Source organism: Thiocapsa bogorovii, assembly GCF_021228795.1.
GTDB classification, from domain to species: domain Bacteria; phylum Pseudomonadota; class Gammaproteobacteria; order Chromatiales; family Chromatiaceae; genus Thiocapsa; species Thiocapsa bogorovii.
The window spans coordinates 3544537-3568674 of record NZ_CP089309.1; the positions used below are offsets into that span (position 1 = coordinate 3544537).

The following is a 24138-nucleotide window of genomic DNA, read 5'->3' on the forward strand; positions in this document are numbered from 1 at the left end:
GCGAAGGCAAGCGGCGTGCCTGTCGAGACTCAGGGCAAGGTCAGGCCGAGGAGTTTTGCGGCCTGATTCAAACGCCGGTCGAAGCAGGCGAAACTGAGCGGCAAATCCGACTGCACCATGGCGATGTGGGCTGCCGCCAATTGCACTGCATCGTAGCCGCGCAATGCGAAGGCATCGGCAAACTCCCCGGCACGCACCACAAGGTTTTGCGTGACCTCCATCACGACATAACGGGGCCAGTCCCGGGCTAGGTCCGCTTTGGCGAGCTCCAAGGCATCCTGATCAGCCGGGGCTGCACGTGCGCGCCGTGCCACCGCTGCATGAAATTCGGCCCAGGCGATCCGGCACACCACCACTGCGTCTGCCTCCGCGACGAGGCCCTTCGCCCGGGAGCTGTCCGGCTCGGCAACGTAGAGCTTGACCACGGCGGATGTGTCGCAAAACAAAATCATCCCCGATCTTCTTGGACCAGCTCCGAGAGCAAGGGCCCATCTGGCGAAAGACGAATATCGGCGCCCGCTGGTTTGCCGCCGCTCCACTGCGCCGCCCCGGAGACCAGTAGTCGGCCGATGCCTTGCTCATCGCCGTTCGGAACGGCTGTCAGCCGCGCAATCACCCGGCGGTGCGACGTGATTTCGATGGGTTGGCCCGTGCGAGCCTCGGCAAGATAATGCGCAAGCCTGGATTTGAGCTCTCGAACCGACACGGACATTTTGTAGTCACCAATGTAATAAGATGACTTGATTGTGGTCACCGTGTGGCATCCTGTCAAGGACGTCAATGGCCTTTCATTCATCACCTTCATCCGCCGGCCAGCCGGCGCTTCGGGTTTGCATACGACGCTCGTGACGTCCCGTCGACCGCGCCGTGCGCCATTCGTTTCCGAAGCAACGAGAGTCCGGGTCAGCCGCCGTTCCCACGCGTGTTGAAGGCGACGTTCCAATGCTCGTCCGGTGTGTCGACCGGGATTGCCGTCAGCTCCAGCGTCCCGACCTCCGTCACCGTGGCCTGAAGTCGGACCGCAACGACCTCGCCCTTCTTGTGATCTTTCGCGGGCAGCACGGTCTGGATCTCGGCGAGCTCCTCGAGCTCCTCTTCGAGCCACTCCTCGAGCAACTCGCCGACCTCGTCCTCGCGGCGGACGCTCGAGCCGAAGAAGCGAAAGCGCACTGGCTCGCCGACCACGAGACCGAACTCCTGCGGCGGCGCGACCGGATCCGAACCCTCTTCGAGTCCGAAAGGCACGAGGCAGAGCGCCTGGATCTCGGGCTCCATGCCGGGAATGGCCGGCATGGCGCTCTCCACGCCGACGTAATACGAGTGGCTCGTACCGCCGCGGATCCGCACCCCGCCGTGGCGCCGGACATGGGCATAGAAAGCCGCACCGCGGGCCACGGCCAGGTCCAAATCGCGTGCATCCAAGAGCCGTGCTTGGGGTGCATCCTCGGCCGCCAACCACTGGTTGAGCACCTCCAGCACGCGCTCTTGGAGGACCTGCGCCTTGAAGACGCCTCCGTTGAAGAGAACGGCGGTCGGATGCAGGAAGCTCGCCCCCGGTGTTTGAGCGACGAATCCCTGTAGGTCCTCGGTCGCTCCGGTCTGTCGGCCGAGGAAGGCGGCCAGATGGCGCGTGACGGCCGGATCCTGTGCGTAAGGAAGACCGACCTTGGTGATTGCGCCGCGCGCCCGGCTCGCCGGGCGGCTGTCCGCGCCGACCGCAGGGAAGAAACCCTCGATGAGGGTCGAGCGGACCTCGTCTCGGGTGAGCTCCGTGCGAATGCTGCCGCCGATCAGACGGGAGCCGCGGCTGGGGACCACCACCGGGATGCTCTCCAGTTCGGCATCGGCCAGAAGTAACTCCTTGGCGATGCGGCAGCCGTGCGTCAGGGCCTGCAGCTGCCAGCGATCCAGCTCCACGCCGGTCTTTGCCAGCTTTTGTTTCAACAGATGCGCGAGGGTCAGGTCCATGTTGTCGCCGCCGAGCAGGATGTGCTCGCCGACAGCGACGCGGGTCAGCTCGAGCGCCCCGTCTTGCTCGGTGACTGCGATCAGCGAGAGGTCCGTGGTCCCGCCGCCGACGTCCACGACCAGGATGATGTCGCCGACCTGCACCTCATGCCGCCAAGCGCCCTTGGTGTCGTTGACCCAGGAGTAGAGCGCCGCCTGCGGCTCTTCGAGCAGGACCAGGTGCTCGATACCGATCGCGCGAGCAGCCTCGGCGGTCAACTCGCGCGCGGCCGGGTCGAAGGAGGCCGGCACCGTGACCGTGACCTCCTGACGGCTGAGCTGATCGTATGGAAATTGCCCGTTCCAGGCATCGCGCAGATGGGCGAGGTAATGCACCGTCGCATCGAAGGGCGAGATCCTCGGGATCTCGTCCGGAGCGCCGGCCGGCAGGATCCCGGACTTGCGGTCGACGTCCGGATGACAGAGCCAGCTCTTGGCGCTCGAGACCAGACGGATCGGGGTTGTTGTGCCCTGGTTGCGGGCCATCTCGCCGCAAATGCGAGTGGTGTCGGTCTGCCAGGGTAGGCCCAGATCCGCGGCCTTGAGCTCGTCCGGATGCGGCAGGTAGAGAGAGGACGGCAACAGGGGGCGGGCCTCGACGGATCCGGGCCCGATGAGCTGCGGGATGGCGACGAGACCCTGGACGATATTCTCGCCCTCGCTCTTGTCCGAATCCACGAACGAGAGCGCGCAATGGGTGGTGCCCAGATCGATGCCGACCGCGTAGCGATAGTGACTCACAGCTCCACCTCCGCGGCGGCGAGGATGCGCAGGTCATGTCCGCCGGTGGTCTTGGGGAGATCCATCTCCGTGACCCGCCAGCCGCGATGCACCAGCGTCCCCTGGAACGGGGGATCTCCGACGACGTTGCCGGTCGGTCGATTCGCCGAGGCGTCGAAACCGGGCGCCAGGGTGACGCGGCTGCCCTCGGGTTCCTCGCGCACCGGTGCGATCTTCAGATGTGCGTTCAGGACGTCTCGACAACCCTGATGAACGATCCGTGCGGCGGCGCCGATCTCCTGATCGGAGGCGCCCTTGATGTCCTCCTTCAGAAAGTCCACCAAGCGGCCTTCTTTCTGCAGCAATCCGAGCAGGAGCAAAGCCGAATCGGGCGCCGCGCTCGCCGGAGGCACCGCGGCGGGCGCGGCTGGCCGCGCCAGGGCGTGCTCGGCGTCGCCCTTGGCGAGCGCCCCGACGGCGCGGGCGAAGCCAGGATCCTTCAAGATACGTTTGAAGCTGGTGAAGGCAATGAGGGCCCTCCGGAAGAAGGAAGGCGTTGCTGAGCCCATGGAAGCATCCTCGTGACGGCCGGTGTAATCAGTTCGGACGGCGGGCGAGCGCACGCCGTCCCGAGATGCGCATGGTACCGCGCCGCTCGCCGTCGCTCGACCGTGGATTTCAACAAAACCGGGCATGCCTCTCGGACCGCCGCTCGATGGCATAATCCGCGAATCACGAACCGCCCGGATCGGGCGATACCAGGGGTTCCAAATCGATGAAGCCGACGGACAGTACGGCGTCCCGCGCGCCGAGCAGCCACGAGCGACGCAAGATGATCGAGATCGCCGCCTACTATCTCGCCGAATGTCGCGGCTTTGCCCCCGGTGGGGCGGATGCCGACTGGCTCTGTGCCGAGCAGGCCATCGACGCCGTCATCGCCGGCAGACTCGCCGACCGCACGGACGGGTCTTCGGAGCAGGGTGAAGGGCATCGCGACGATGTGGTGGAGGGGATTCGCAACGCGCTCAAGCTCGGCGGCGGACTGTCCGGGTGATCTTCGCCAGGCTCCGAGCGCATGTCAGCGGATTGGGTGACGGGCAGGAGATTGGGCGCTCAATTCACGGAGGATGCTGAGTCAAATGATCCGCTCGGCGGCATTGGATTCGTCGACCCATCAAAGCCAGCCAGGATGACCCGGTTACCGATCTGTATCGGCTTTCAGCAATCGAGCTGACCTGACAACTCGCGCGTCCCGCCGAGTCGATCGATCGCTAAGGAATTTTTGTCGCTTTAGCCTTGATGCCCCGCCGGCGTAATGAGCCGCTATTCTGAGAAGTTATGTAGACGCGAAACCGTCCACATCCCTCCCCGCATCTCGCCCGCAAGGGCGGCGTTGCAAAGGTCCTTCGGCGGTCGTGCGACTGGCGCCGTGGCGCGCCGAATTATCGTTCTCTCGCAGGCCAAGCGCGCTTGTGGACCGCTCGCGGAGTCTGTCAGCCCCTCGGTGTGGGGTTGTACAGTTTCGGAGCCTCCGCTAGCCTTAGCTTCAGATCGTTTTGCGGCGCTGAGGGGCGCTTCGATTTCCTAATGATTCTTATACGACAGTCCGAGGCCTCCGAGTCGGTCTGGTTGAAAGTCGCAAGCCCCACCGTCCTCGACCAGCTAACATGGCCGTTCCTGATTACCAACGAGACTCCGCAGGCTCACGTTTTGAGCCACCGGCGGTCGCACACTGGTGCCGTGACCACCACCGGGAGTCTGCACCATGGCCAAGAACCTCATCCAGTTTCAGAAGGGTCTGAGTTTGCCTGACTTTCTTGCGCAGTACGGCACCGAGGAGCAGTGCGCCGACGCTCTGTTCGGCTGGCGCTGGCCGGCGGGCTTCGTCTGCCCTGAGTGCGGACATGCCGAGGACTTCACGGCGCTGCGCACGCGCGAGCTGATGCAGTGCAGGCACTGCCACCACCAGACCTCGTTGACCGCCGGGACGATCTTCGCCTACACCAAGCTGCCCCTGACCGTCTGGTTTCTCGCCATGTATCTTCTCACGCAACAGAAAAACGCCATCTCCGCGCTTGAGCTCAAGCGCCATCTCGGGGTGTCCTACCCCACGGCCTGGAAGGTCAAGCACAAGCTCCTGCAGGTCATGCTCGAACGCGACGCCGATCGCCAACTGAGCGGGGTAATCGAGATCGACGACGTCTACTGGGGCGGCGAGGTTCATGGCGGCACCCCCGGACGCGGCTCACCCAACAAGACCCCCTTCGTTGCCGCCGTGGCCAAGAACGACAAGGGCCACCCGATCGCGCTGCGCATGAGCGTGGTTGCAGGATTCCGCAAGACCGAGTTGGCGCACTGGGCCGCCAAATTCATTCATCCCGACAGCATCGTCGTCAGCGACGGCCTCGCCTGCTTTCGCGGAATCGCGGATGCCGGCATCGAGCACCAGGCCATGGTGACCGGCAGCGGCGCCGGCGGCGTCGAGTTGCCCGAGCGCAAGTGGGTCAACACCATCCTCGGCAACGTGAAGACCGCGATGAGGGGCACCTATCATAAGGCCAGCTCCCAACATCTGCCGCGCTACCTCGCGGAGTTCTGCTACCGGTTCAATCGCCGCTTCGACCTGGCGGCCATGCTGCCGCGCCTCGGCATTGCGGCCGCGCGAACCCCGCCCATGCCCTACCGTCTGCTCAAGTTGGCTGAGGCTCATTGGTAATCAGGTGGCCGTTTGCTGCAAATCCGATCAGAGCAGCGAATTTCCATCACACCCTTGGATGCTAACCTTATGGTTTCCGGTCAATGAAATAGGCAGGTGCCAGGGTCGTCCCGACAATCGGAGGATGGGAATGCTGCGAAATTCGCTCTTGAGTGTCCGGTGCGTCGGGCTAGGTTTGGCTCTGCTGTTGTTCGGAAGGGGCGAAGCATCTGCGCAGAACACATTGCTCGCACTCTCCGAACAAGGGGGTGGCGCAGTACACGTCAGTCCACTTCTGAGTTTTACGGATATAGAGCAAGGAAACTTTCAGCCGATACTCGAAGATCTATTGGGCGGGGAGCCAGCGCCAACCGATCTGGACTTCCGTATTTTCGCCTTGTGCCACGACGTCTCCGACACGAATGGAGATGAAACGCGCTGTCGGACAGGGTATGAGAGGTTTGTCGATGCGCTTCGAGATGTGCCTTTCGGCGATCGACGCGTCGATCGCTTTTTCGATAGAATGGTGTTTCAGGTCGTCGACGACGGTCTCCCCGATGAGGACATGGTCTTCCAGGGCGAGCTTCAAGGGTTTCGATTCTTGGTCCGTTTTGCGGGGAGGAGGGTCTCTGAAGATCTGCCCGGTCCGCCGGTATCCGATCCCGCCGAAGACGCTTTATTGGCAGGGGTGCGGGCAGCGCCGGCCGGGGATGTCATTCTCAGCGACGTTCTCGGCTTCGAGGCGGTGGGAGCTGGCCGTGGGGCTCGGTTTGTTGAAGCTTTGATCGACGGCCCGGTCGCGGCCAACGATCGGCGCTATACCACCCAGGTATTCTGCTTCCAAAAGACCGAAGGCGTCACCGAACGCGACGAATGTAACGCCCGCGGCGAAGATTTGCGTCGCGCAATTCTATCGATCCCGAATGACGGCGACAGGGTTCGAAAACTCTCGGAAGGTTTGAGCTTTCATCGCCTGACGAGCGGACTACCGGATGATTCGCTCCAGCTGCGCTCGGATATAGAAGGCTTCCGCTTCATCATCCGATTGGCTCCGCGTTTGCTGCCGCCGCGGCCAACCGTCGATACCGCAGCGCCGGCCTATGCACCGGCTCAAACCGAACGCGTGATCCTGCATCCCGATCTTGCACCGCCTGGGTTGGTGATGGCCGAAGCGGATCGAGCGCCGCCCAAAGGCTTGGCTATGGATTTTTGGATGTCGGCGGATTGGTTCGGCCAACGGAAGGTGCCGCCGACACTGCTCTCATTGCAAGGTGAGCAGGGGCCTGTTTTCGCTGTCCACATCATGCCGGACCGATCCGGTCTCGCCGTGTCCGATGGATCGGGCACCGTTGTTTATTCTATGGACAGACGTTTCCAACGCGGTCACCTTTACCGTATCTCGCTGCAATCAACTTTCGGCAAGACAACCCTTTATGTCGACGGTGAGTGGGCAGGCGAGGTCGGTGTCGGATTCATCCCAGGCGATACGATCCGATCTTTGCAAGTGGGTGCACTTAGCGATGGCAGTTGGCCGTTCGAGGGCACGTTCGGAAGGCTCCGCCTTTGGGGGGCCAGCCTTGACTTTATCTTCGCCCGTGAAGTCGCCCAAGAGACTGACCCGGAGCGTCCTCTCCCCCAGGCCGTCAGGCTCATTCTGACCGCCGATGCCACAGGTCATGCCCTCGACTTCAACGAGGCACCCGCTTATCGAACCCCGACAGATGGTTGGTGGCGCCAGGCGACCCAGACCGAGACCCGTATTCACAATCTTGAAGCCTTCATCAAGGGCGGGGAACCGCCGAATCTATCGCCGCTGCACGAGGCCCTCGACGGATACCACAACAATGAAGCGGTATACGGGCCAGCAGCGCGGGCGGCGCTCAGCCAACTGGTCAGTAGCGCGGTGCAGGGAGATGACAACCAAATCGAGCATGGCCAGTTCTCGATCCACCCCCTCTATCGCCTGATCGCCGATGATGGTCTGGACGCCAGCAAATACCAGCTAACGGACGAGCACGGGGAGTGGGTTCAGCCGGATCGTCGACCATTGCCGACCGGGCGGGTGTCTGGACTGCTGATGACGCAGTTCGAAGACCGGCTGACGTGGATCGGCATTATCGCCTGCGACAAACCCGATGATCTGGAGCGGGAGAACTGGTTTCCATACCGGCCCTTGATGACAAGCTCCCAACAAGACCTGCCGGCTCAGGAACCGTTTCGGGTGCAATGCGATCTGCCGCGGGAGCGGCGGCGCCAAGACTATGTCTGGTTCGCCGACGACGAGGAGATCCGGGGACTGACCTGGCGGGTGATGGATGAAGGGAAAATCGCCGCCTTGGAGATCCACACTAACCGACAGACCTATGGTCCGTTCGCCAACGGCCCGCAGGCACGAGCGAAAATCAACCGCTTCACACCGGTACGCAGCATCTGGATGGACCGCGGTGTCGGTTTCTACGGCTTGCAGGGCAAGAGTACCGATGCCTTCACGGGCCTGGCCTTTATCGCGCCGCCGCGGCTCGAAGAGCCGGGTGTGACCCTGATCGCAGAGAACGGAGACGCGCTGCGGTTCGTTCAGGAGAATCCAAACTTCTGGCGCGGTAGCGACGCTCGACAATTGGTGGCACCGTTCGACAACCCGACCATGCAGATCAATCCGGGTGGGTCGATCCAGGTGACGGCTATCGATCCAACCCCGGATTGGGCATTCGGCACCAAAGCGATCACCTTGGAGCGGATCGAAGATCCCGATGCGGTGACGCCGAACGATACTTACAACAACACCTTCGTCGCGCTATCCAAGGCCGTAAATCTTCAGGCCAGCTACACGGGCTACGATCTGTTGCAGATGGACCCGATCCACCTCACCCGGACAGGTGCTTCGGGGATGGTGTTCCGCCAACCGCAAGGGCGCTCAAAGGATTATTACGACTTCAACCGGATCTTCGTTCCCCGGGGGTTGAACTTCGTGCCCGAATTCACAGGTGACATCCATAAGGAGACCCACGAGACCACCACCTATCAGGAGTTCAAAGATGCGGTTTCGAGCTCGGTCAGCGTCGGCCTGAAATCCAAAGCACTGCCCTCTTTTTCCCTCAGTTCGACGATGAAGGAGGCCGAACAGACGATTTCCGAACAGAAGAAGATACGTTCGATCGGCTTTTCTCGCGCCTATTTTTACGACCTCATCTTGGACAAGAGCGCCATCGAGCTCGATGATAACTTCCGCCAGCGGATCGCGCGTTTGGTGCAACACCAGGATTTTCAGAGCTTCATTGAAACCTATGGCACCCATTACGCGGTTGGGGTGATTTACGGTGGTGCTGGCGTGTTGACTGTGGATACGGACGAACGCACGCGTGGAACCTTGCTCGAGAAAGGCATCGATACCAAGACCGAAGTCGGCTTGGTGCTGGATGCCAAAACCGAAACCGCTTTGAACTTCGGTACAGAACACGCGGAAGAGACAGCGCGCCAGTTCCGCGATGTCGTGGGCTCGTCGAATGAGAACTTCTACTGGATCGGCGGCGCCCATGTGGGCCTTGGCGCCGAAAGCTGGTCCGTGGGCACCGATGGCGTCGTCCCGGTTCACGTTGTGCTGCGACCGATCGACGAGCTCTTGTCATCGGTCTTTTTCTCCGATCCGGAGATTTCCCTTCGGGTTCGCCACCAGTTGCGAAGCGCGATCGGCGACTACATCGCCAGCCATGATGGCATTGAGCCAAGACCATCGGCGCCACTGCGTCAAGGGTACTTGGAAGTGCGCTTCGACCACCTCTACTGCGGTGAGACGCCGCCCGACGAAAATTGGGCAACTTGGGGCACCCTCAAGATCGAAGAGGAAGAGAATGTTGCCTATATGGACTACCCGTCCAGGCAGGGCCAGTCGCTCCAGCCGCAGGCGCACGCCACGTATCCATTGATCAGCGTTTCTGCCTATGACCGCAATGGCCACCTGCTGCTCGACCACGCAGCCCCCGCCGAGTTACCAAAAGATGAAGACGGCAAGGCGCTGAAGCCGATGGCGATTCAAGTCCTCTGCAACAGCTTCGACGACATCTTGCCCAAGAGCCAACACTTGCAAGCGAATGCAATGGCTAGGTTCGCGATGAGCGCGGAGGATATCCTCTGGGGTGGCAACGTGGAGTTCATCAACCGCCGCGATCGCGAGTTTCGGGTGCTCCACCGCCATGTGTCAGACGACATGACCACAAAGGACGCGCTGTTGGATGGTGCGCTCGATGGCGCTACCCTGGGCCTCAAAATTCTTTGGGACGAATACGTGACCGGCAAAGGTTCAAAGCTGGTCGATGCCATCAAGCAAGCGGAAAAACCCGAGGAAAGGCCATCTGGGTTATCTAAGTGGTCACCGGCTCTCTGGCTTCTTTGTGCCGCTGGGGAGAACTGCGGACCAACTACCCCGGCCGAACTCGATGGTATCGCCGGCCAGTGGTTCCAGCACACCCTGACCATGGAGCCGCCAGCCGAGAACTGCGCCGACTGCGTCGACCATATCCTCCACTACAGTGTGAGGTACCTCCAATGATCGAACGAGTCTGGCTCATACTGTTGCTGTTGAGTTTAGCGCCTTGTTCCCAGACGCTCGCCAACGGTGAGAGCTCAAGTGAAAGTTCAAGCGAGCGCTCAATTCAGGGCGACCAAGAGAGGGAAGCGGAACGCCAGGACAATGCGGTGGACGAGCAAGGGCTCACGCAAACGACACCGCAATGGCGCCAAGGCTATCGCGGGGAAGAGTTCATTGAATTTGTCGAGGTCATCGGTGAGGAAGCGCCTGCAAGGCACAACGAATTTTTTGAGGCGCGCGCTGAGCACCGGCGTCGGGCACGCGGCCTGCCGGAAAATAGCCGGGCGGTGCGGATCGAGAGGCGTTTAAGTAGTTTCGACGAAGATCACGGACACCCGGAGACGATGCCCGATTTTGAACGGCTTACGGTCGGAGAATCGGAAGGCAGGCTGGCACAGCATCTGGTGAATATTTTTGCGGCATATCGACAACCGGGTGACGGAGAGTTCGAAGCCCAGCTTCAGAACTTCAGAGAGCTGATTGGTCAAGAAAATACCACCAAGCTGAGCGAGAGCTTGGAGGGCATTCGGGACTACATGAAGCGGCTTCCCTTATCCAAGAACAATGAACCCACTGCAGTGCAAAAAGCGCAGCTTCAGTCTGGTATCAACTCGATCGATGCGCTCCAAGCCCTGATCGATATCCGGCGGGAAGAAAAAAGCAGCAGAATGCTTCCAGGTCGAAGCGAGCCAGTCCTAGACCAAATCAAAACTGCTCTGGTTAAGGCCAGTCAACGATTCTTTGAAAATCTCACAGGCGACCCCGTCGCTCGCGATCTCAATCTGAACTCTTTGAAACAACTGGGTGGTGATAATGCCAAGGTCTACAAATTGTATGTTGATTGGAATACCCGTAGCGTAGCCGCTGACCAGAATGGGCGTACCAATGCCGTCTTCAAACCCGACGGTGTATTGAACGACTCTGACGTCGTAACAGACGCGAGAATCGGACTCACCAACGATGCTACGCTTCGCCAAGGTGCGCGGCAGATTATGACCTATCGGCTCGCCCAAGAGCTTGGTATTGGCGAAATGGTGCCGCGAACTGAAGCCTTCAACGTTGCCGGCCGGAATGGCGTGATCCAGGGTGAAGCCGAAGGGGGACCAGCACGCGAGCCGCGCCGGTTAAATATTCTCTCCCGGCAACATGTACAATACGCGGACTTCGACCGGCAGCTAAAGCTGGCGGAGGCTGGCGACGAAGCCGCTATCGCGAACGTGGAGAAAGCGGGGATCTATCGTTACCGCGACGGTCGCATTGGTGTCGGGATTGATCCTCAAAACCAGAGCGATCAACTCGGGCCAGACTTCCGTAAGGCGGCCATGCGGCCGGAACTATGGCGCAATCTCGCGAGGGCCGAATGGTTCGACCTATTGTGTGGTCAAGTTGATCGCAACCAAGGCAATTTCTTCATCACACCTAAGGGTGGCGTCCAACTTATCGACAATGATCAGGCATTCGGTCATAACCGTGATCCTTTCCTGCCGCGCGGTACGCTGCCGGAGCGTCCGGCGTTTATAGATCAGGAACTTTTGAATCGCCTGAAGGCGCTCACTCCAGAGCGCGCGCGCCAGATATCTGTCGGGCTCCTCGATACACCGGAGCAGAACGCTCTGGTCGCACGTCTTGAGGCACTGAAGGAGCATCTGGAAACCGTCATCGAACAAAAAGGCGTGATCGGCACGATCAACCGCTGGCGTAGCCAGGAGGTGATGGAGCATTTCTCAACCAGGCAACATCATTACAACAAAGCGGACCCAGGTGGTGAAGCGATTCCGAAAGAAGTCTAACCCACGCCTAACATTCCGGCCTGAGCGTGTGTAAACGGGTGGTATCACAAAGCGTGGAATCGCTGATCGGGGTCGTGTCCGGCAAGTACGTATCGGATGAGTCGGATTTCAACGGCGCCGTCGCCAAGCGTCGCGACCGGATGGTCCGCGTGTTCCTGTCGGTGGCCGCGAACGCCTTGCTAACCCGAGTAAGCTGTCGGATCTAGGTTGAAGCGCTGGGGCCACGATGTCATCAAGTGTCGTGGAAAAGTGCGCGCACCGGTCCCCGTCGCGAGGCGCCTGGCAGTGAGCGGACACAAGAGACGGATACGGACTGGAACTATTCTCTCGCGGGCCCGAATCGCGGCTTAGCGTCATCCTGAAATGCGAAGGGGAGCAACACCAGGTAATTCGCCGCGGCTGATGCGTTCGGCAGCACGCGGGCCCGACGACATCTCCGAGTCTTCTCCTGCCCTTGCGGTTCCAAGCACGAATTTTCAGAGACGGTTGGCCCGCGTTTTGTTCCCTCCGCCGGTCCCATCCGTCATCTGGACTTTCTTCCGCCAGCGGACCGCAGCTGGGTAAGATGGAAAGCAAAGCACTTTTCGAAGCTGCATTCGGCCTGTCCTTCGGGGAGTCGCGACTCACTTTCCTTGCGAAGTCTTCACCGTCGCCGGGGCACATCCCCCAGTCCGTACTCGCGCTGTCATCTTTGAATAACATGGTGCAGACAGCTTCAGCCTGTTTTGATCGGCTGTTGCGGCCTTGCCGCCGATTCCACCCATGCGTGCGGTCGCCGCCGCTTATGAGGTGGACCGTCTTCAGAACCCGAGTTCATCCGGCAGAGTCGCCACACCGCCTTCCGTTCCAGCGTTCGATGCTTGTTTCCCGGCCGCGCTATCTCTTGGCCATACCGCTGGCGCGGGTGTTCGAGCCCGCGAATGCATGCCGCCACAAGGCCAGAATAGGCGACGTTAGTGTCGGTCAGCTCCCGGAGACTACAGTTTGCTCATGAGAGACCGCATGAAGGATCGGAGCGGCGTTCTCTTGAGTACCGATCGGCCAACGTAAGACCCGTTCTGTTGTGCACCTGCGCGTCGCAATCGAGACGACAAGGCCAAAAGCCCGGAGCCGATCGGTCTTCAATCAGAAGGGCTGTCGACAGTCGTCGTTCTAGCGGCGGATCAAGCTGAGATCCGGCACCCCGGATGAGCAACCGATGAGAGCGACATGATCACCCGTAAACTTCTGATCCGACAAATGTCCCGGCGAGAGCTAGACGAGCTGGTGAACTCGGCAGCGCAGGAGGGCTGGAACCCGGGCCTGCATGATGCCGACGTGTTCTGGGCCACCGATCCCGATGCCTTCGTCGCCGCCGAGCTCGAAGAAGCGTTGATCGGCGGCGGCGCCATCACGTCCTATGACGGTGAGTTCGGCGTCATGGGCTTCTTCATCATCCGGCCGGAATTTCGGGGTTTGGGTCTCGGCAATGCGCTTTGGCACGCCCGCCGTGAGCGCCTGCTCGCCCGACTGCGCCCGGGGGCGAGCATCGGCATGGACGGCGTCTTCGCGATGCAGGCTTACTACGCCAAGGGTGGCTTCGTGTTCTCTCATCGAGACATTCGCTTTCGTGCAGAGATCCCGGACCATCTCGACGCTACGCCTGTTGGCGGCGAGCAGATCACCCCGCTTACCGAGATTGCTTTCGAACAGGTTGTCGCCTACGACCGGACCTGCTTCCCCGCCGCCCGCGCGAGCTTTCTAAACGGCTGGCTGTCGCAGCCCGACACCTTGGCCCTCGGTTGCCGGCGTGCCGGCCGGTTGAGCGGCTACGGCGTCATCCGCCGCTGCCGGGAAGGATGCAAGATCGGCCCGCTGTTCGCCGACGATGCGCAGGCCGCGGAGTCGCTGTTCCTGCACCTTCAGGGTTTTGCCGCCGGCGGTCCGTTGTTCCTCGATGCACCGGAGAACAATCCCGCGGCGATCGAACTCGCGCGACGCTACCGAATGGTCGAGGTCTTCGGCTGTGCCCGGATGTATCTGGGCCCGCCCCCGGATCTTGCGCACCGGCGTATCTTCGGCGTCACCACCTTCGAGCTGGGCTGATGGCGGAGCGCGATCTGGTCGGCTACGGCCGACGGCCTCCCCATCCGCGCTGGCCCAATGCGGCTCGGGTTGCGGTTCAGTTCGTGCTCAATATCGAGGAGGGTGCGGAGTCGAGCATTGTCAATGGGGATGCGCAGTCGGAAGCCTACCTACACGAGCTGTACGGCCGACCATCGCGCGTTGACGAACGCGACCGCAGCATTGAGAGCATATACTCAAGGATGCCTTCGACCAACTCTGGCAGGAAGGGGCGTACTTCCCGAAAATGATTAGCGTCGGGTTGCATGCTCGCATCAGCGGTCATCCAGCGCGCGCGGCGGCCCTCGCGCGCTTTCTCGATCATGTGCAGAGTTACGACTCAGTGTGGGTCTGCCGCAGGGAGGAGATTGCCCGGCACTGGATGACGCAGCACCCGGCCTAGAGGGATCTCGACGAGTCCCGGCCGGTGATGTTTGATCGACTCGCGCCAGCGGGATTGTCCGGCGACATCGACCCGTCGAGCGACGGGCAAAAAAAAAGCGCGACGGGCGTCGCGCTCAGAAGTTACCACCAAAGGAGGATGGAGGAGTGCACCGAAGCGCGAAGCTTCAGTACATCACCAGTTTCTTATTTACCGTTTCTCTTGTCAACCCCTCCTTGAGGGTTTCGAATCCGATCCGAAACGTCGATTTCCGCACCACGCTGTTGCGGGCGCGGCCTCGCCCCCAACTCTCGATGCGAGAAGAGGCCGAAACGGGTGACGATCTCACGCGGCCTCGGTGCGCCACGGCGCGGTTGCGAAGCACAGCGGGAGCGAATAGAGATGGCGATTGAGACAGCGACACTCGGCGGGGGGTGCTTTTGGTGCCTGGAGGCGGCCTTTCAGGGGCTCGAAGGCGTGCAGTCCGTCGTCTCCGGATATGCCGGGGGCGCCGGTGCTCAGCCGACCTATCATCAGGTGTGTACGGGTACGACCGGCCATGCCGAGGTGGTCGAGATCGGCTTCGACAACACGCGGATCGATTTCGAAACGCTGCTCGAGGTCTTCTTCACGATCCACGACCCGACGACCTTGAACAGGCAGGGTGCCGATGTCGGCAGCCAATACCGCTCGGTGATCTTTTATCACTCCGAGGCGCAGCGCGAGGTGGCCGAGCAGGTGATCGCGCGGATGAACAACGAAGGCGTCTGGCCGGACCCCATCGTGACCCAGGTCCAGCCTGCCCCGATCTTCTATCCGGCCGAGGCGTATCATCAGGATTACTACCGCCGTAACCCGAGTCAGGGCTACTGCCAGGTCGTGATATCGCCGAAGCTCGCCAAGCTCAGGGCGCGTCATGCGGCACTCCTGGTCGAGTGATCTCGGTCGACGAATCGGCACGCTCGGCGCAGGATAGAGCCATGCCCGCGTACGCCATTCGACTCATCACCCTCGACCTGGACGATACCGTCTGGCCCTGCGTGCCCGTGATCCAGGCCGCCGAAGAGGTCTTCCACGATTGGCTGCGTCGGCATGCCCCGCGTCTGGCCGAGGCCCACGATCTGGCGAGCATGCGCCGTCACCGTCGCGAGTTGATGGACGCCATGCCCGAGATCGCGCATGACCTGGGTCAGATCCGCCGCCGCTCGCTGGCCATGCTGCTTGAGTCGTTCGACTATGCGGTCGGATTGGCCGAGGAGGCGATGGCGTTGTTCGACGAGCATCGCAATCGGGTCGAGCCCTTCGACGACGTCTCTCCGGTGCTGCGGACGCTTTCGGAGCGCTATCGCTTGGTTTCGCTCACCAACGGCACCGCCAATCCCGAGGCGACACCGCTGCGAGGGCTTTTCGAGCACAGCATCACGGCAGCCGATGCGGGTGCCTCCAAGCCCCATCCGGCGCTCTTCATGCGCGCGCTCGAGCATGCCGGCTGTGCGCCGAGCGAGTGCCTGCACATCGGCGACGACCCCCTGATGGATGTCGAAGGGGCGCGCGCGGTCGGGATCACTGCGGTTTGGGTCAATCGCTATGGGCGGACCTGGCCGGACGATCTGGCGCCGCCGACGCTAACCGTGACCACGCTCCATCAACTCCTGGATTGGCTCGACGCCGAGCCGCGGCCCGACCCGAGGTAAGCACGCATGGATTTCGATCTCCTGGCCAACGATGGACTGGCCCGGCGCGGCCGTTTGCGCTTTGCGCGCGGGACGGTCGAGACCCCCGCCTTCATGCCTGTCGGGACCTATGGGACCGTCAAGGCCATGACTCCGGAGGAGCTGACCGATCTCGGCGCCGAGATCGTGCTCGGCAACACCTTCCATCTGATGCTGCGTCCCGGCACCGAGATCATTCGACGCTGTGGGGATCTGCACGGCTTCATGCACTGGGAGCGGCCCATCCTCACGGACTCGGGCGGATTCCAGGTCTTCAGCTTGGGCGCACTGCGCAAGATCACGGAGGAGGGCGTGCGTTTCCGCTCGCCGGTCGACGGCAGTCCGGTCTTTCTGAGCCCCGAGATCTCGATGCAGGTGCAGCGCGCGCTCGGCTCCGACATTGTCATGATCTTCGACGAGTGCACGCCTTATCCTGCCGACGAGGCGCACGCGCGCGCCTCGATGGCGCTCTCGCTGCGCTGGGCGGCACGCTCGCGCGAGGCTCATGGCGACAATCCCTCGGCCCTCTTCGGCATCGTTCAGGGCGGCATGCACGAGGGACCGCGCGGCGAATCCTTGGACGGGCTCATGACCATCGGCTTCGACGGCTATGCCGTGGGCGGCTTGTCGGTCGGCGAAACGGAGGCGGAGCGGCTGCGCATCCTCGATTTTCTCAGCGACAAGCTGCCGCAGGATCGCCCACGCTATTTGATGGGTGTGGGCACGCCGGAGGACATCGTCGCCGCCGTCGGTCGCGGCATCGACATGTTCGACTGTGTTCTGCCCACCCGCAACGCTCGCAACGGCGACCTCTTTACGCACCAAGGCAAGGTCCGGATCCGCAATGCCGCGAATCGCACCGACGAGGGTCCGTTGGATCCGCTCTGCGATTGCTACTGCTGCCGCCATTACAGCCGCGCCTACCTGCACCACTTGGACAAGTGCAAAGAGATCCTTGGGGCTCGGCTGCAGACGATCCATAATCTTCACTACTACCAGACCCTGATGCGCGGTCTGCGCGAGGCCATCGCCGCAGGCCGCTACACCGACTTCGTCCGCGAGTTCGAGGCATTGCGCGCAACACCCGATCCGGCATGATCCCGGCATGATCCAAGACGCGTCCTTCCGAGGCCAAGGTGCGCGGCGACGTCGGGCCGATCTCGAAACCATGCCCGACGCAATCGACGCGTCTTCCCCGACGCTGCAACTTGCTCCGCGCTATGCCATAATCCGACGCCGAGTTTTCCGGAGGTTGTGTGGCCTTTGCGGTCCCGTCCTCGTCCTAAACCGCCGGATCGCAACCGAGCGATCCCCAGACCATAGGCACTGAATAGATGAGCTTCCTGATCTCCGATGCCGTCGCTCAAGGCGAGGCCGCCGCCGGTGCGGGTGACCCCTTTCTGGCACTGCTCCCGCTGGTGTTGTTTGCGGTCGTCTTCTACTTTCTCCTTATCCGTCCGCAGTCCAAGCGCCAGAAGGAGCATCGCAAGATGGTGGAGTCCTTGGCGAAGGGTGACGAGGTCGTCACCATCGGCGGGATCGCCGGGCGGATCGCCGAGATCGGGGACAACTTTGCGCTGCTCGACATTGCCGACGGTGTTGCGGTGAAGATCCGGCGCAGCTCGGTCGAGTCCGTGATGCCGAAAGGAACCCTGAAAGACCTGTAAACCCTTCGCCCGCACCTCGGCCGCGGTGCCTCGGGCGCCGCGGCGTCTTGACCGGATTCCTCCGGCTCAGGGCGCGGGCGCCCTCCTTGGCGCCGGCCGGTGTCCGGCCCATCCCCGATCGCGCCCGCTGTTGCGACTGGAATTGCAATGAACCAATACCCCTTGTGGAAGAATCTCCTGATCCTGGGCATCATCCTCGGCGCCTTGCTCCTTGCGGTTCCGAACCTCTTTTCTCAGGACCCGTCGATCGAGATCACCGCCGCGCGCGGCTCCGAGGTGACCGAGGCGAGTCTCGCCGAGGTGCGTGCCGCACTCGAAACCGCCGATGTCCCCGTGAAGGACATCGAGATGCGCGAAGGCGGCAAGCTGCTGGTGCGTTTCGCCTCCTCGGGCGCTCAGCTGGCGGGGCAGGATGCGATCGAGCGGACCCTCTCGGAGCGTTACCGCACCGCGTTGACCTTGTCGGCAGACCTGCCCGGCTGGGTGCGGTTTCTCGGCCTCAACCCCATGTCGATGGGTCTCGATCTGCGCGGCGGCATCCATGTCGTGATCGACGTGGACATGGAAGCGGCCCTCGACCAAGCGCTCGAGCGCTATGTCGGCGACATCCGCACCGAGCTGCGCGACCGCAAGATCCGCTACTTGACCGTTGCGCGCGAGGGCTCTCGCATCCTGATCAAATTCAACGATGCGGCGATGCGTGACGATGCTCAGCGGGCGCTGAACAACGAGTTCCGGGATCTCGATATCCAACCACTCGACGAAGGCGGCGATTTCGTCATCGCTGCGAGCTTGCCCCCGGCCCAGCAAGAGGAGGTCCGCTCTTTCGCCCTGCAGCAGAACATCACGACCCTGCGCAACCGCGTGAATGCGCTCGGTGTCGCAGAGCCCAGCATTGCCCGGCAGGGCGATCGCCGCATCGTGGTCCAATTGCCGGGCGCGCAGGACCCCGGGCGATTGAAAGAGCTGCTGGGTGCGACCGCGACGCTCGAATATCGCCTCGTCGATACCGAGCACAGCGTCGCCGATGCCCTCGATGGCCGTGTTCCGGTCGGCAGCCGGCTCTATCGCGAGCGCGACGGCACGCCGATCCTGCTCAATCGTCGGGTTATCGTGACCGGCGATCAGATCACCGATGCCTCCGCCGGCTTCGACAGCCAGAGCGGGAGCCCCGCGGTCTTCGTCAACCTGGACGGGCAGGGCGCCCGGCGCATGCGGGATGTCACGACCGAGAACGTCGGCAAGCCGATGGCCGTGGTCTTTATCGAGAACGTGACCACCACCGAGGTTGTCGACGGGGAGGCGGTCAAGCGAACTCGCAAGGTCGAGGAGGTCATCAGCGTTGCGACCATTCGCGAGCCCTTCGGGCGCCGTTTTCAGACCACCGGATTGGACAGCAGCAACGAGGCGCACAATCTAGCGCTGTTGCTGCGCTCGGGCGCCTTGGCGGCCCCGATCCAGATCGTCGAGGAGCGCACCATCGGTCCCAGCCTCGGACAGGACAACATCGACCAGGGCTTCCTGTCGGTCATGATCGGTCTCGGGCTGGTATTGGTCTTCATGGCGCTCTACTACCGCGTCTTCGGGCTGGTAGCGAACGTCGTCCTGGTGGTGAATCTCGTGATGATCGTCGCGATCCTCTCGATGCTCCAGGCCACGCTGACCTTGCCCGGGATCGCCGGCATCGTGCTGACCGTCGGTATGGCGGTCGATGCAAACGTTCTGATTTACGAGCGAATACGCGAGGAGATCCGCAACGGCAGCACGCCCCAGGCGAGCATCCACGCCGGATTCGACAAGGCGCTTTCGACCATCGTCGATGCGAACGTCACGACACTCATTGCGGCCGTCGTGCTCTTTAGCTTCGGCACCGGACCGATCAAGGGGTTTGCCGTCACGCTCTTCATCGGGATTCTGACCTCGATGTTCACGGCAATCTTCGGGTCTCGCGCCATTATCAATCTGATCTACGGCGGCCGGCGCGTGAAGAAGTTGGCGATTTGAACCGCGCTCTCGGGTGGTGCTCGATACCCCGGCGCCTGGTGCGCCGTCGAGGCCGCCCGAAGTTTCGGTGTCGCGCGGTTCAAGTGAAAACGGGATAAAGACTTCAATCGCGTTTCTCTCCGAAGCTCGGGGATGAATTTCTAGCCGTTCGCACGCTGAACCGGTGCACGCCGCGCCGAACGCGATTGAACCAATGACGATCTCAATTCAGGGCGCTCGATGTCCAGAGCGCCCTAAACCAAGGGCGATTCGATGAGAGACCTGAGTGTCATCAATGAGCTGAATATCGATTTCATGGGTATTCGCCGCCCCGCGGTGATCTTATCCGGGGTCGTGCTGCTGCTGTGTATATTGGCCATGGTGATCCGTGGCTTCAATCTCGGATTGGACTTCACCGGTGGCACCGTCCTTGAGGTGGGCTACCAAAATCCGGCCGAGCTCAGCGATGTCCGAGCGGCACTCGAGGCGAAGGGCTTCACGGGTGCAACCGTCCAGCACTTCGGCACGCGCAGCGACGTCTTGATTCGTCTGGCCCCGGAGGCAGGCGAGGAGGCGAGTGCCGAGCTGAGCGATAGCGTGTTCCAGGCATTGAGCGAAGCGGTCGGAGGGCAGGTCGAGCTGCGTCGAGTCGAATTCGTCGGGCCTCAGGTCGGCGAGGAGCTTCGTGAGCAGGGCGGACTCGCGGTCCTCTTCGCGCTGATCGGTATCCTGGTTTATGTCGCCTTGCGCTTCGAGTGGCGCTTCGCGGTGGGTGCGGTCGTTGCCATTGTGCACGACGTCATCTTCACTGTCGGGATGTTTGCACTCTTTCAGATCCCCTTCGATCTGACCGTCCTCGCCGCCGTACTCGCGGTCATTGGCTACTCACTGAACGACACCATCGTCATCTTCGACCGCATCCGCGAGAATTTCCGCCGGATACGCAAGGGAACGGTCATCGACATCACAAATGTCTCGATCAACCAAACCTTGTCGCGGACCGTGGTGACCTCGGGGACCACTCTGCTCGTGCTCATCGCGCTCTATATCTTCGGCGGCGAGGCGCTCAATGGTTTCTCGCTGGCGCTCATCATCGGCGTCGTCGTCGGTACCTATTCGACTATCTTCGTGGCCACGGCGGCCGTGATCTTCCTCGGGGTGAGTCGCGCCGATCTCCTTCCGGTTCCCAAGGAAGGGGCCGACGCGGGCAGCAGCCTGCCTTAGGATGCGGCGTATCAAGCATGTCCGCTTTGCTTGCTGTTCAGCCGCTTGAGCGGCTGAACAGATGCCTCACGCAGCCGATTCACTCGGCTGTCTCAAGGTTCCAGCGGCCGCTCGAACTTCTCGTGGTTGAGCACCGCGACATCGGACACGAACACGGTGAGGTGATAGCCCTGGCCGATCAGTGCGTCCAGGTCATCAAGCAGGTCGGACATGCGATCGGGAGGCAGAATGACCTTCAGAAGGAGGTTCGTGTCGACCTCCAGGTTACCCGACTGTAAACCGTCGGAACCCGCGCCGCGTGCGCGCAGCAGCGTATAGCCGCTTGCACCGCGGCGACTCACCGCGGCGACGAGGCGGTGTTCGAGCACGTCGGTGGTGATGACGGTGACGAGTTTTTCAGGGACAAGGCGGTGCATCTGGATAGACTCCTGCGACTTGCGATGTGACAGTCCGACGGGACACGAGGGTTGCCGTGCCGCGTGCGTCGATCAGGCCCCGCCGGCCAACAGCAGAGCCAGTTGGTGATAGATCGGGATGCCGAAGACGACGTTGAACGGGAAGGTCACGCCGAGCGACAAGGTCAGATAGAACGACGGATTGGCCTCGGGTATCGCCAGGCGCATCGCGGGCGGGACGGCGATGTAGGACGCGCTTGCGCCCAGTACCCCGACCAGCGTTGTGCCGCCGACACCGAAACCGAGCATCAGGTGTCCGACCAGCACGCCGATGACACCGCCGATCAGCGGCATGACCAGCCCGAAGGCCACGAGAGCCCATCCGACGCGCCGGAAGTCGGCGAAGCGCCGCCCCGCCTCGAGCCCCATCTCCAGCAGGAAGAGGCAGAGCATTCCCATGAAGATATCGGTGGTGAAGGGGTGCAGCGACTCCATCGCCTTCGGGTTCGCGATGGCACCGATCAGCATCGACCCGATCAGGAGCACCACGCTGCCGTTCGTGAAGGCATCGCGCAGGATTTCGGCAAGATGGCCTTCACCCCGCTCGGCGGGCGCGGCGCTGCGGTTCGGGTCGGTCTTGGCGGCGCGCCCGCGACTCCAACTCGCCAGCAAAAGACCGACGACGATGGCCGGAGACTCCATGATCGCGAGCATGATCAGTGGATAGCGCTCGTAGTCGATCCCTTGGCTGCCGAGGAAGGCGATTGCGGTGAGGAAGGTGCCGGCGCTGACCGAGCCGTAATGCGCGGCGATCGCGGCGGCATCGAGCGGACCGACTCGACGCGTCGCGAGCAACAGCCCGAAGCCGATGATCGGCAGCAGGAGTCCGAGCAGCAGCGCCCAGACCACCGCCGCCAGGGCCTCGCCGAGATCCGCCCTCGCCAATTCCACGCCGCCGTGCAGGCCGATCGAGACCAGAAGGTAAATGGAGAGGATCTTCGCCAGATCGGGCGGAAAGCGCAGATCGGATTTGATCAGGCGTGCGATGAAACCGAGTGCGAAGAAGAGTACGGCCGGGATCAACAGGTTGGAAAACGCCGACATCATGACTCCGTGGTCCCGGAATGGGAGCTTGGACGATCGGAACTCTCGACACAGCTTCGCGCCGCGCAGGGTTGGTTAGATCATAATCCTAGATCCGGCAGTTGACCGCTTCGTGCCGCATGCAAGGGTTTGACGTTGTTGAGCATCATGGTCATCTGATGCCTCACCCGCCGGGTGGCGGCCGCTACGACCCCTGGAGCACGTCCCGCGCGGCGCCCGACCGCGTTGCAACTCGTTGTCGTAGAACCACTACGACGCCTCGTTGCGCCTTGCCGGACACCACGCGGGACGCACTCCAGGGGCCGTTCAACTGCCGGATCTAGGATAATCCGAAATCCGGCAGTTGACCGCTGCGTGTTTTATGCAAGGCTCGGGTCGGCCGGGACAGGGCACTGCCGACGGGCGCGAGGATCGGGATGCTCTGCCTGCTCCCGCTCGGAGCGCACCCTGACTAGCGGTAGGGGCGCAGATACCACCACTCGAAGCCGAGCTTCATCCAGTGGAAGAACCGTGTCGAGGGCAGCACCCAGTTGTTCTTTTCGGTTCGCGCGACCAGCATGCCCGTATCGTTGGCGTCGACGATGCAGACCAGCTCGACCTTGAAGGTCTCGCTCGGCGCGCGGCCCTGCAACTCTGCGAGCAGATTCTTCACCGCCGCGCGGGCCTGCAGGTCCGCCATGTGGGCCTGTTTGGGCATCCAGTCCGGACCGGGAAAACTGCCCGAATCGCCCGCGACATAGACCCGCTCGTAGCCGGGGACACGGCAATGGGCATCAGCCTGCAGGAGTCCGCCCGGCGAGCGCGGAAGATCGGTATTGTCGAACCAGGTGTTGCCCGTCATGCCCGGCATGAAGAGGATGAGATCAGCGTCGAATTCGCCGGCCTCGGTCGTCACCTTCGACTCCGAGAACGACTTGAGCTTGTGGCCCAGATGGGTCTCGATCCCGCGCCGCTTCATCTCGGCAAGGATGCCGTCGACCGCCTTCGGGCCAAGCCGGTTGCCGGGTCGCTCTGCCGGGGTGAAGAAGTGCAGGCGGAAGCGGTCGCGACGCCCTTCCTTGCGCAGTTGGCTGTCCATCCCAAAGATGAACTCGAAGATGGGTCCGCCGCGCATCGAGCTCGGCTCGTTGGGGTTTCCCGCAAAGCCCATGGCGATGCTGCCGCCGTCCATCGCCTTGACCCGATCCCGGATCGCCTCCGCGGCAGCGATGCCCTCGCAAGGCGTGATGGCGTGCTCGATGCCGGGGAGCTTCTTGATGAAACGCCCGCCGCTGCCGATGACGAGTCCGTCGTTTTCGACCGGACCGGCGGTGGTTTCGAGCGTGCGCCCGTCCGGGCTCAGGCCGGTCGCCTCTCCGGCGAGATGGCGCACGCGCATCCGCTTGAAGAAGGGGCGCAGATCGATGCGCAGATCCTCGCCGCTGCGGATCCCGCAGGGGACCCAGATGAGGCCCGGGTAGTAGATGAACTCGGCCTTGTTGCTGACGAGCGTGATCTCGGCGTCGGGGGCGGTCCGTCGGATGCTTTGAACGGCCGTGAGGCCGGCGAATCCGGAACCGACGATGGTGATGCGATGCATGGATGACTCCGGTGACCCTTAAACCGCGCCCTGCGCGGTATGCGTCGTTGTTGGATGGGATCGGCCTCGGCCGACTTGACGAGCGTTGAATCCGGCGCGGTTTGGACGGTTCATAAGGATGCGTTGGATTGTATACCGATCCGGCAGTGAGACCGGGACAAGTGGACACGCATCGGGAGTGGGCTTCGGATC

Annotated in this window: 19 protein-coding genes; 12 read left to right on the forward strand and 7 right to left on the reverse strand. The window is 62.3% G+C overall.

Going from position 1 to position 24138, the window contains the following annotated elements; genetic code table 11:
* Positions 1-29 precede the first annotated feature (29 nt).
* From LT988_RS15890 to LT988_RS15905, 4 genes are all read right to left on the reverse strand, one after another.
* The gene (locus LT988_RS15890) at positions 30-452 is read right to left on the reverse strand and encodes a type II toxin-antitoxin system VapC family toxin (RefSeq protein WP_232406515.1); all 423 of its coding nucleotides are present in this window, start codon (positions 450-452) and stop codon (positions 30-32) included.
* Positions 449-754, reverse strand: a complete 306-nt coding sequence (locus LT988_RS15895) for a type II toxin-antitoxin system Phd/YefM family antitoxin (protein WP_232406516.1) — start codon at positions 752-754, stop codon at positions 449-451. Before LT988_RS15895 ends, LT988_RS15890 begins: the two co-directional genes overlap by 4 nt.
* Before the next feature lie 149 nt (positions 755-903).
* Positions 904-2748, reverse strand: a complete 1845-nt coding sequence (locus LT988_RS15900) for an Hsp70 family protein (protein WP_232406517.1) — start codon at positions 2746-2748, stop codon at positions 904-906.
* Positions 2745-3296 carry a DUF2760 domain-containing protein gene (locus tag LT988_RS15905; RefSeq protein WP_232406518.1) on the reverse strand — a complete coding sequence of 184 codons (552 nt, stop codon included), beginning with the start codon at positions 3294-3296 and terminating at the stop codon, positions 2745-2747. Before LT988_RS15905 ends, LT988_RS15900 begins: the two co-directional genes overlap by 4 nt.
* Positions 3297-3502: 206 nt before the next feature.
* Between LT988_RS15905 and LT988_RS15910 the strand changes: the two genes are divergently transcribed.
* From LT988_RS15910 to secF, 12 genes are all read left to right on the forward strand, one after another.
* The gene (locus LT988_RS15910) at positions 3503-3781 is read left to right on the forward strand and encodes a DUF2934 domain-containing protein (protein ID WP_232406519.1); all 279 of its coding nucleotides are present in this window, start codon (positions 3503-3505) and stop codon (positions 3779-3781) included.
* Positions 3782-4492: 711 nt separating this feature from the next.
* Complete coding sequence (locus tag LT988_RS15915; protein ID WP_232406520.1) at positions 4493-5443, forward strand: IS1595 family transposase; 951 nt, start codon at positions 4493-4495, stop codon at positions 5441-5443.
* Positions 5444-5573: 130 nt separating this feature from the next.
* Positions 5574-9968: an MAC/perforin domain-containing protein gene (locus tag LT988_RS15920; protein WP_232406521.1), complete on the forward strand. Its 4395-nt coding sequence runs from the start codon at positions 5574-5576 to the stop codon at positions 9966-9968.
* A complete protein-coding gene (locus tag LT988_RS15925; RefSeq protein WP_232406522.1) occupies positions 9965-11797 on the forward strand; it encodes a hypothetical protein in 1833 nt (610 codons plus the stop codon). The genes LT988_RS15920 and LT988_RS15925 overlap by 4 nt, the downstream gene beginning before the upstream one ends.
* A gap of 53 nt (positions 11798-11850) precedes the next feature.
* Positions 11851-12003, forward strand: coding sequence for a hypothetical protein (locus LT988_RS15930; RefSeq protein ID WP_232406523.1), 153 nt, complete (start codon positions 11851-11853; stop codon positions 12001-12003).
* A gap of 1003 nt (positions 12004-13006) precedes the next feature.
* Positions 13007-13882 (forward strand): GNAT family N-acetyltransferase, encoded by an 876-nt coding sequence (locus LT988_RS15935; RefSeq protein ID WP_232406524.1) that lies wholly within the window; start codon positions 13007-13009, stop codon positions 13880-13882.
* Between the two features lie 802 nt (positions 13883-14684).
* Positions 14685-15221, forward strand: coding sequence for a peptide-methionine (S)-S-oxide reductase MsrA (gene msrA / locus LT988_RS15940; protein ID WP_232406525.1), 537 nt, complete (start codon positions 14685-14687; stop codon positions 15219-15221).
* Between the two features lie 41 nt (positions 15222-15262).
* Positions 15263-15976, forward strand: coding sequence for an HAD family hydrolase (locus LT988_RS15945; RefSeq protein WP_232406526.1), 714 nt, complete (start codon positions 15263-15265; stop codon positions 15974-15976).
* A 6-nt stretch (positions 15977-15982) separates the two neighbouring features.
* On the forward strand, positions 15983-17092 hold the full coding sequence (gene tgt, locus LT988_RS15950; RefSeq protein ID WP_232406527.1) for a tRNA guanosine(34) transglycosylase Tgt: 1110 nt from the start codon (positions 15983-15985) through the stop codon (positions 17090-17092).
* 236 nt (positions 17093-17328) lie between these two features.
* The gene (yajC, locus tag LT988_RS15955) at positions 17329-17661 is read left to right on the forward strand and encodes a preprotein translocase subunit YajC (protein WP_232406528.1); all 333 of its coding nucleotides are present in this window, start codon (positions 17329-17331) and stop codon (positions 17659-17661) included.
* A 147-nt stretch (positions 17662-17808) separates the two neighbouring features.
* Positions 17809-19665, forward strand: coding sequence for a protein translocase subunit SecD (gene secD, locus LT988_RS15960; protein ID WP_232406529.1), 1857 nt, complete (start codon positions 17809-17811; stop codon positions 19663-19665).
* Between the two features lie 252 nt (positions 19666-19917).
* On the forward strand, positions 19918-20868 hold the full coding sequence (secF, locus tag LT988_RS15965) for a protein translocase subunit SecF (RefSeq protein WP_232406530.1): 951 nt from the start codon (positions 19918-19920) through the stop codon (positions 20866-20868).
* Positions 20869-20960: 92 nt separating this feature from the next.
* Here the strand turns inward: secF and LT988_RS15970 are convergent, their stop codons facing one another.
* From LT988_RS15970 to LT988_RS15980, 3 genes are all read right to left on the reverse strand, one after another.
* Positions 20961-21284, reverse strand: a complete 324-nt coding sequence (locus LT988_RS15970) for a P-II family nitrogen regulator (protein ID WP_232406531.1) — start codon at positions 21282-21284, stop codon at positions 20961-20963.
* 72 nt (positions 21285-21356) lie between these two features.
* Positions 21357-22370 (reverse strand): sodium-dependent bicarbonate transport family permease, encoded by a 1014-nt coding sequence (locus LT988_RS15975; protein ID WP_232406532.1) that lies wholly within the window; start codon positions 22368-22370, stop codon positions 21357-21359.
* A 448-nt stretch (positions 22371-22818) separates the two neighbouring features.
* Positions 22819-23946, reverse strand: a complete 1128-nt coding sequence (locus tag LT988_RS15980) for an NAD(P)/FAD-dependent oxidoreductase (protein ID WP_232406533.1) — start codon at positions 23944-23946, stop codon at positions 22819-22821.
* Positions 23947-24138: the final 192 nt, after the last annotated feature.

Coding starts and splice junctions, on each gene's coding strand:
- LT988_RS15980 (WP_232406533.1), bottom strand. CDS start 23,946: ATGCATCGCATCACCATCGTCGGTTCCGGATTCGCCGGCCTCACGGCC.
- msrA (WP_232406525.1), top strand. CDS start 14,685: ATGGCGATTGAGACAGCGACACTCGGCGGGGGGTGCTTTTGGTGCCTG.
- LT988_RS15890 (WP_232406515.1), bottom strand. CDS start 452: ATGATTTTGTTTTGCGACACATCCGCCGTGGTCAAGCTCTACGTTGCC.
- yajC (WP_232406528.1), top strand. CDS start 17,329: ATGAGCTTCCTGATCTCCGATGCCGTCGCTCAAGGCGAGGCCGCCGCC.
- tgt (WP_232406527.1), top strand. CDS start 15,983: ATGGATTTCGATCTCCTGGCCAACGATGGACTGGCCCGGCGCGGCCGT.
- LT988_RS15945 (WP_232406526.1), top strand. CDS start 15,263: ATGCCCGCGTACGCCATTCGACTCATCACCCTCGACCTGGACGATACC.
- LT988_RS15970 (WP_232406531.1), bottom strand. CDS start 21,284: ATGCACCGCCTTGTCCCTGAAAAACTCGTCACCGTCATCACCACCGAC.
- LT988_RS15920 (WP_232406521.1), top strand. CDS start 5,574: ATGCTGCGAAATTCGCTCTTGAGTGTCCGGTGCGTCGGGCTAGGTTTG.
- LT988_RS15915 (WP_232406520.1), top strand. CDS start 4,493: ATGGCCAAGAACCTCATCCAGTTTCAGAAGGGTCTGAGTTTGCCTGAC.
- secD (WP_232406529.1), top strand. CDS start 17,809: ATGAACCAATACCCCTTGTGGAAGAATCTCCTGATCCTGGGCATCATC.
- LT988_RS15935 (WP_232406524.1), top strand. CDS start 13,007: ATGATCACCCGTAAACTTCTGATCCGACAAATGTCCCGGCGAGAGCTA.
- LT988_RS15905 (WP_232406518.1), bottom strand. CDS start 3,296: ATGGGCTCAGCAACGCCTTCCTTCTTCCGGAGGGCCCTCATTGCCTTC.
- LT988_RS15925 (WP_232406522.1), top strand. CDS start 9,965: ATGATCGAACGAGTCTGGCTCATACTGTTGCTGTTGAGTTTAGCGCCT.
- LT988_RS15910 (WP_232406519.1), top strand. CDS start 3,503: ATGAAGCCGACGGACAGTACGGCGTCCCGCGCGCCGAGCAGCCACGAG.
- secF (WP_232406530.1), top strand. CDS start 19,918: ATGAGAGACCTGAGTGTCATCAATGAGCTGAATATCGATTTCATGGGT.
- LT988_RS15975 (WP_232406532.1), bottom strand. CDS start 22,370: ATGATGTCGGCGTTTTCCAACCTGTTGATCCCGGCCGTACTCTTCTTC.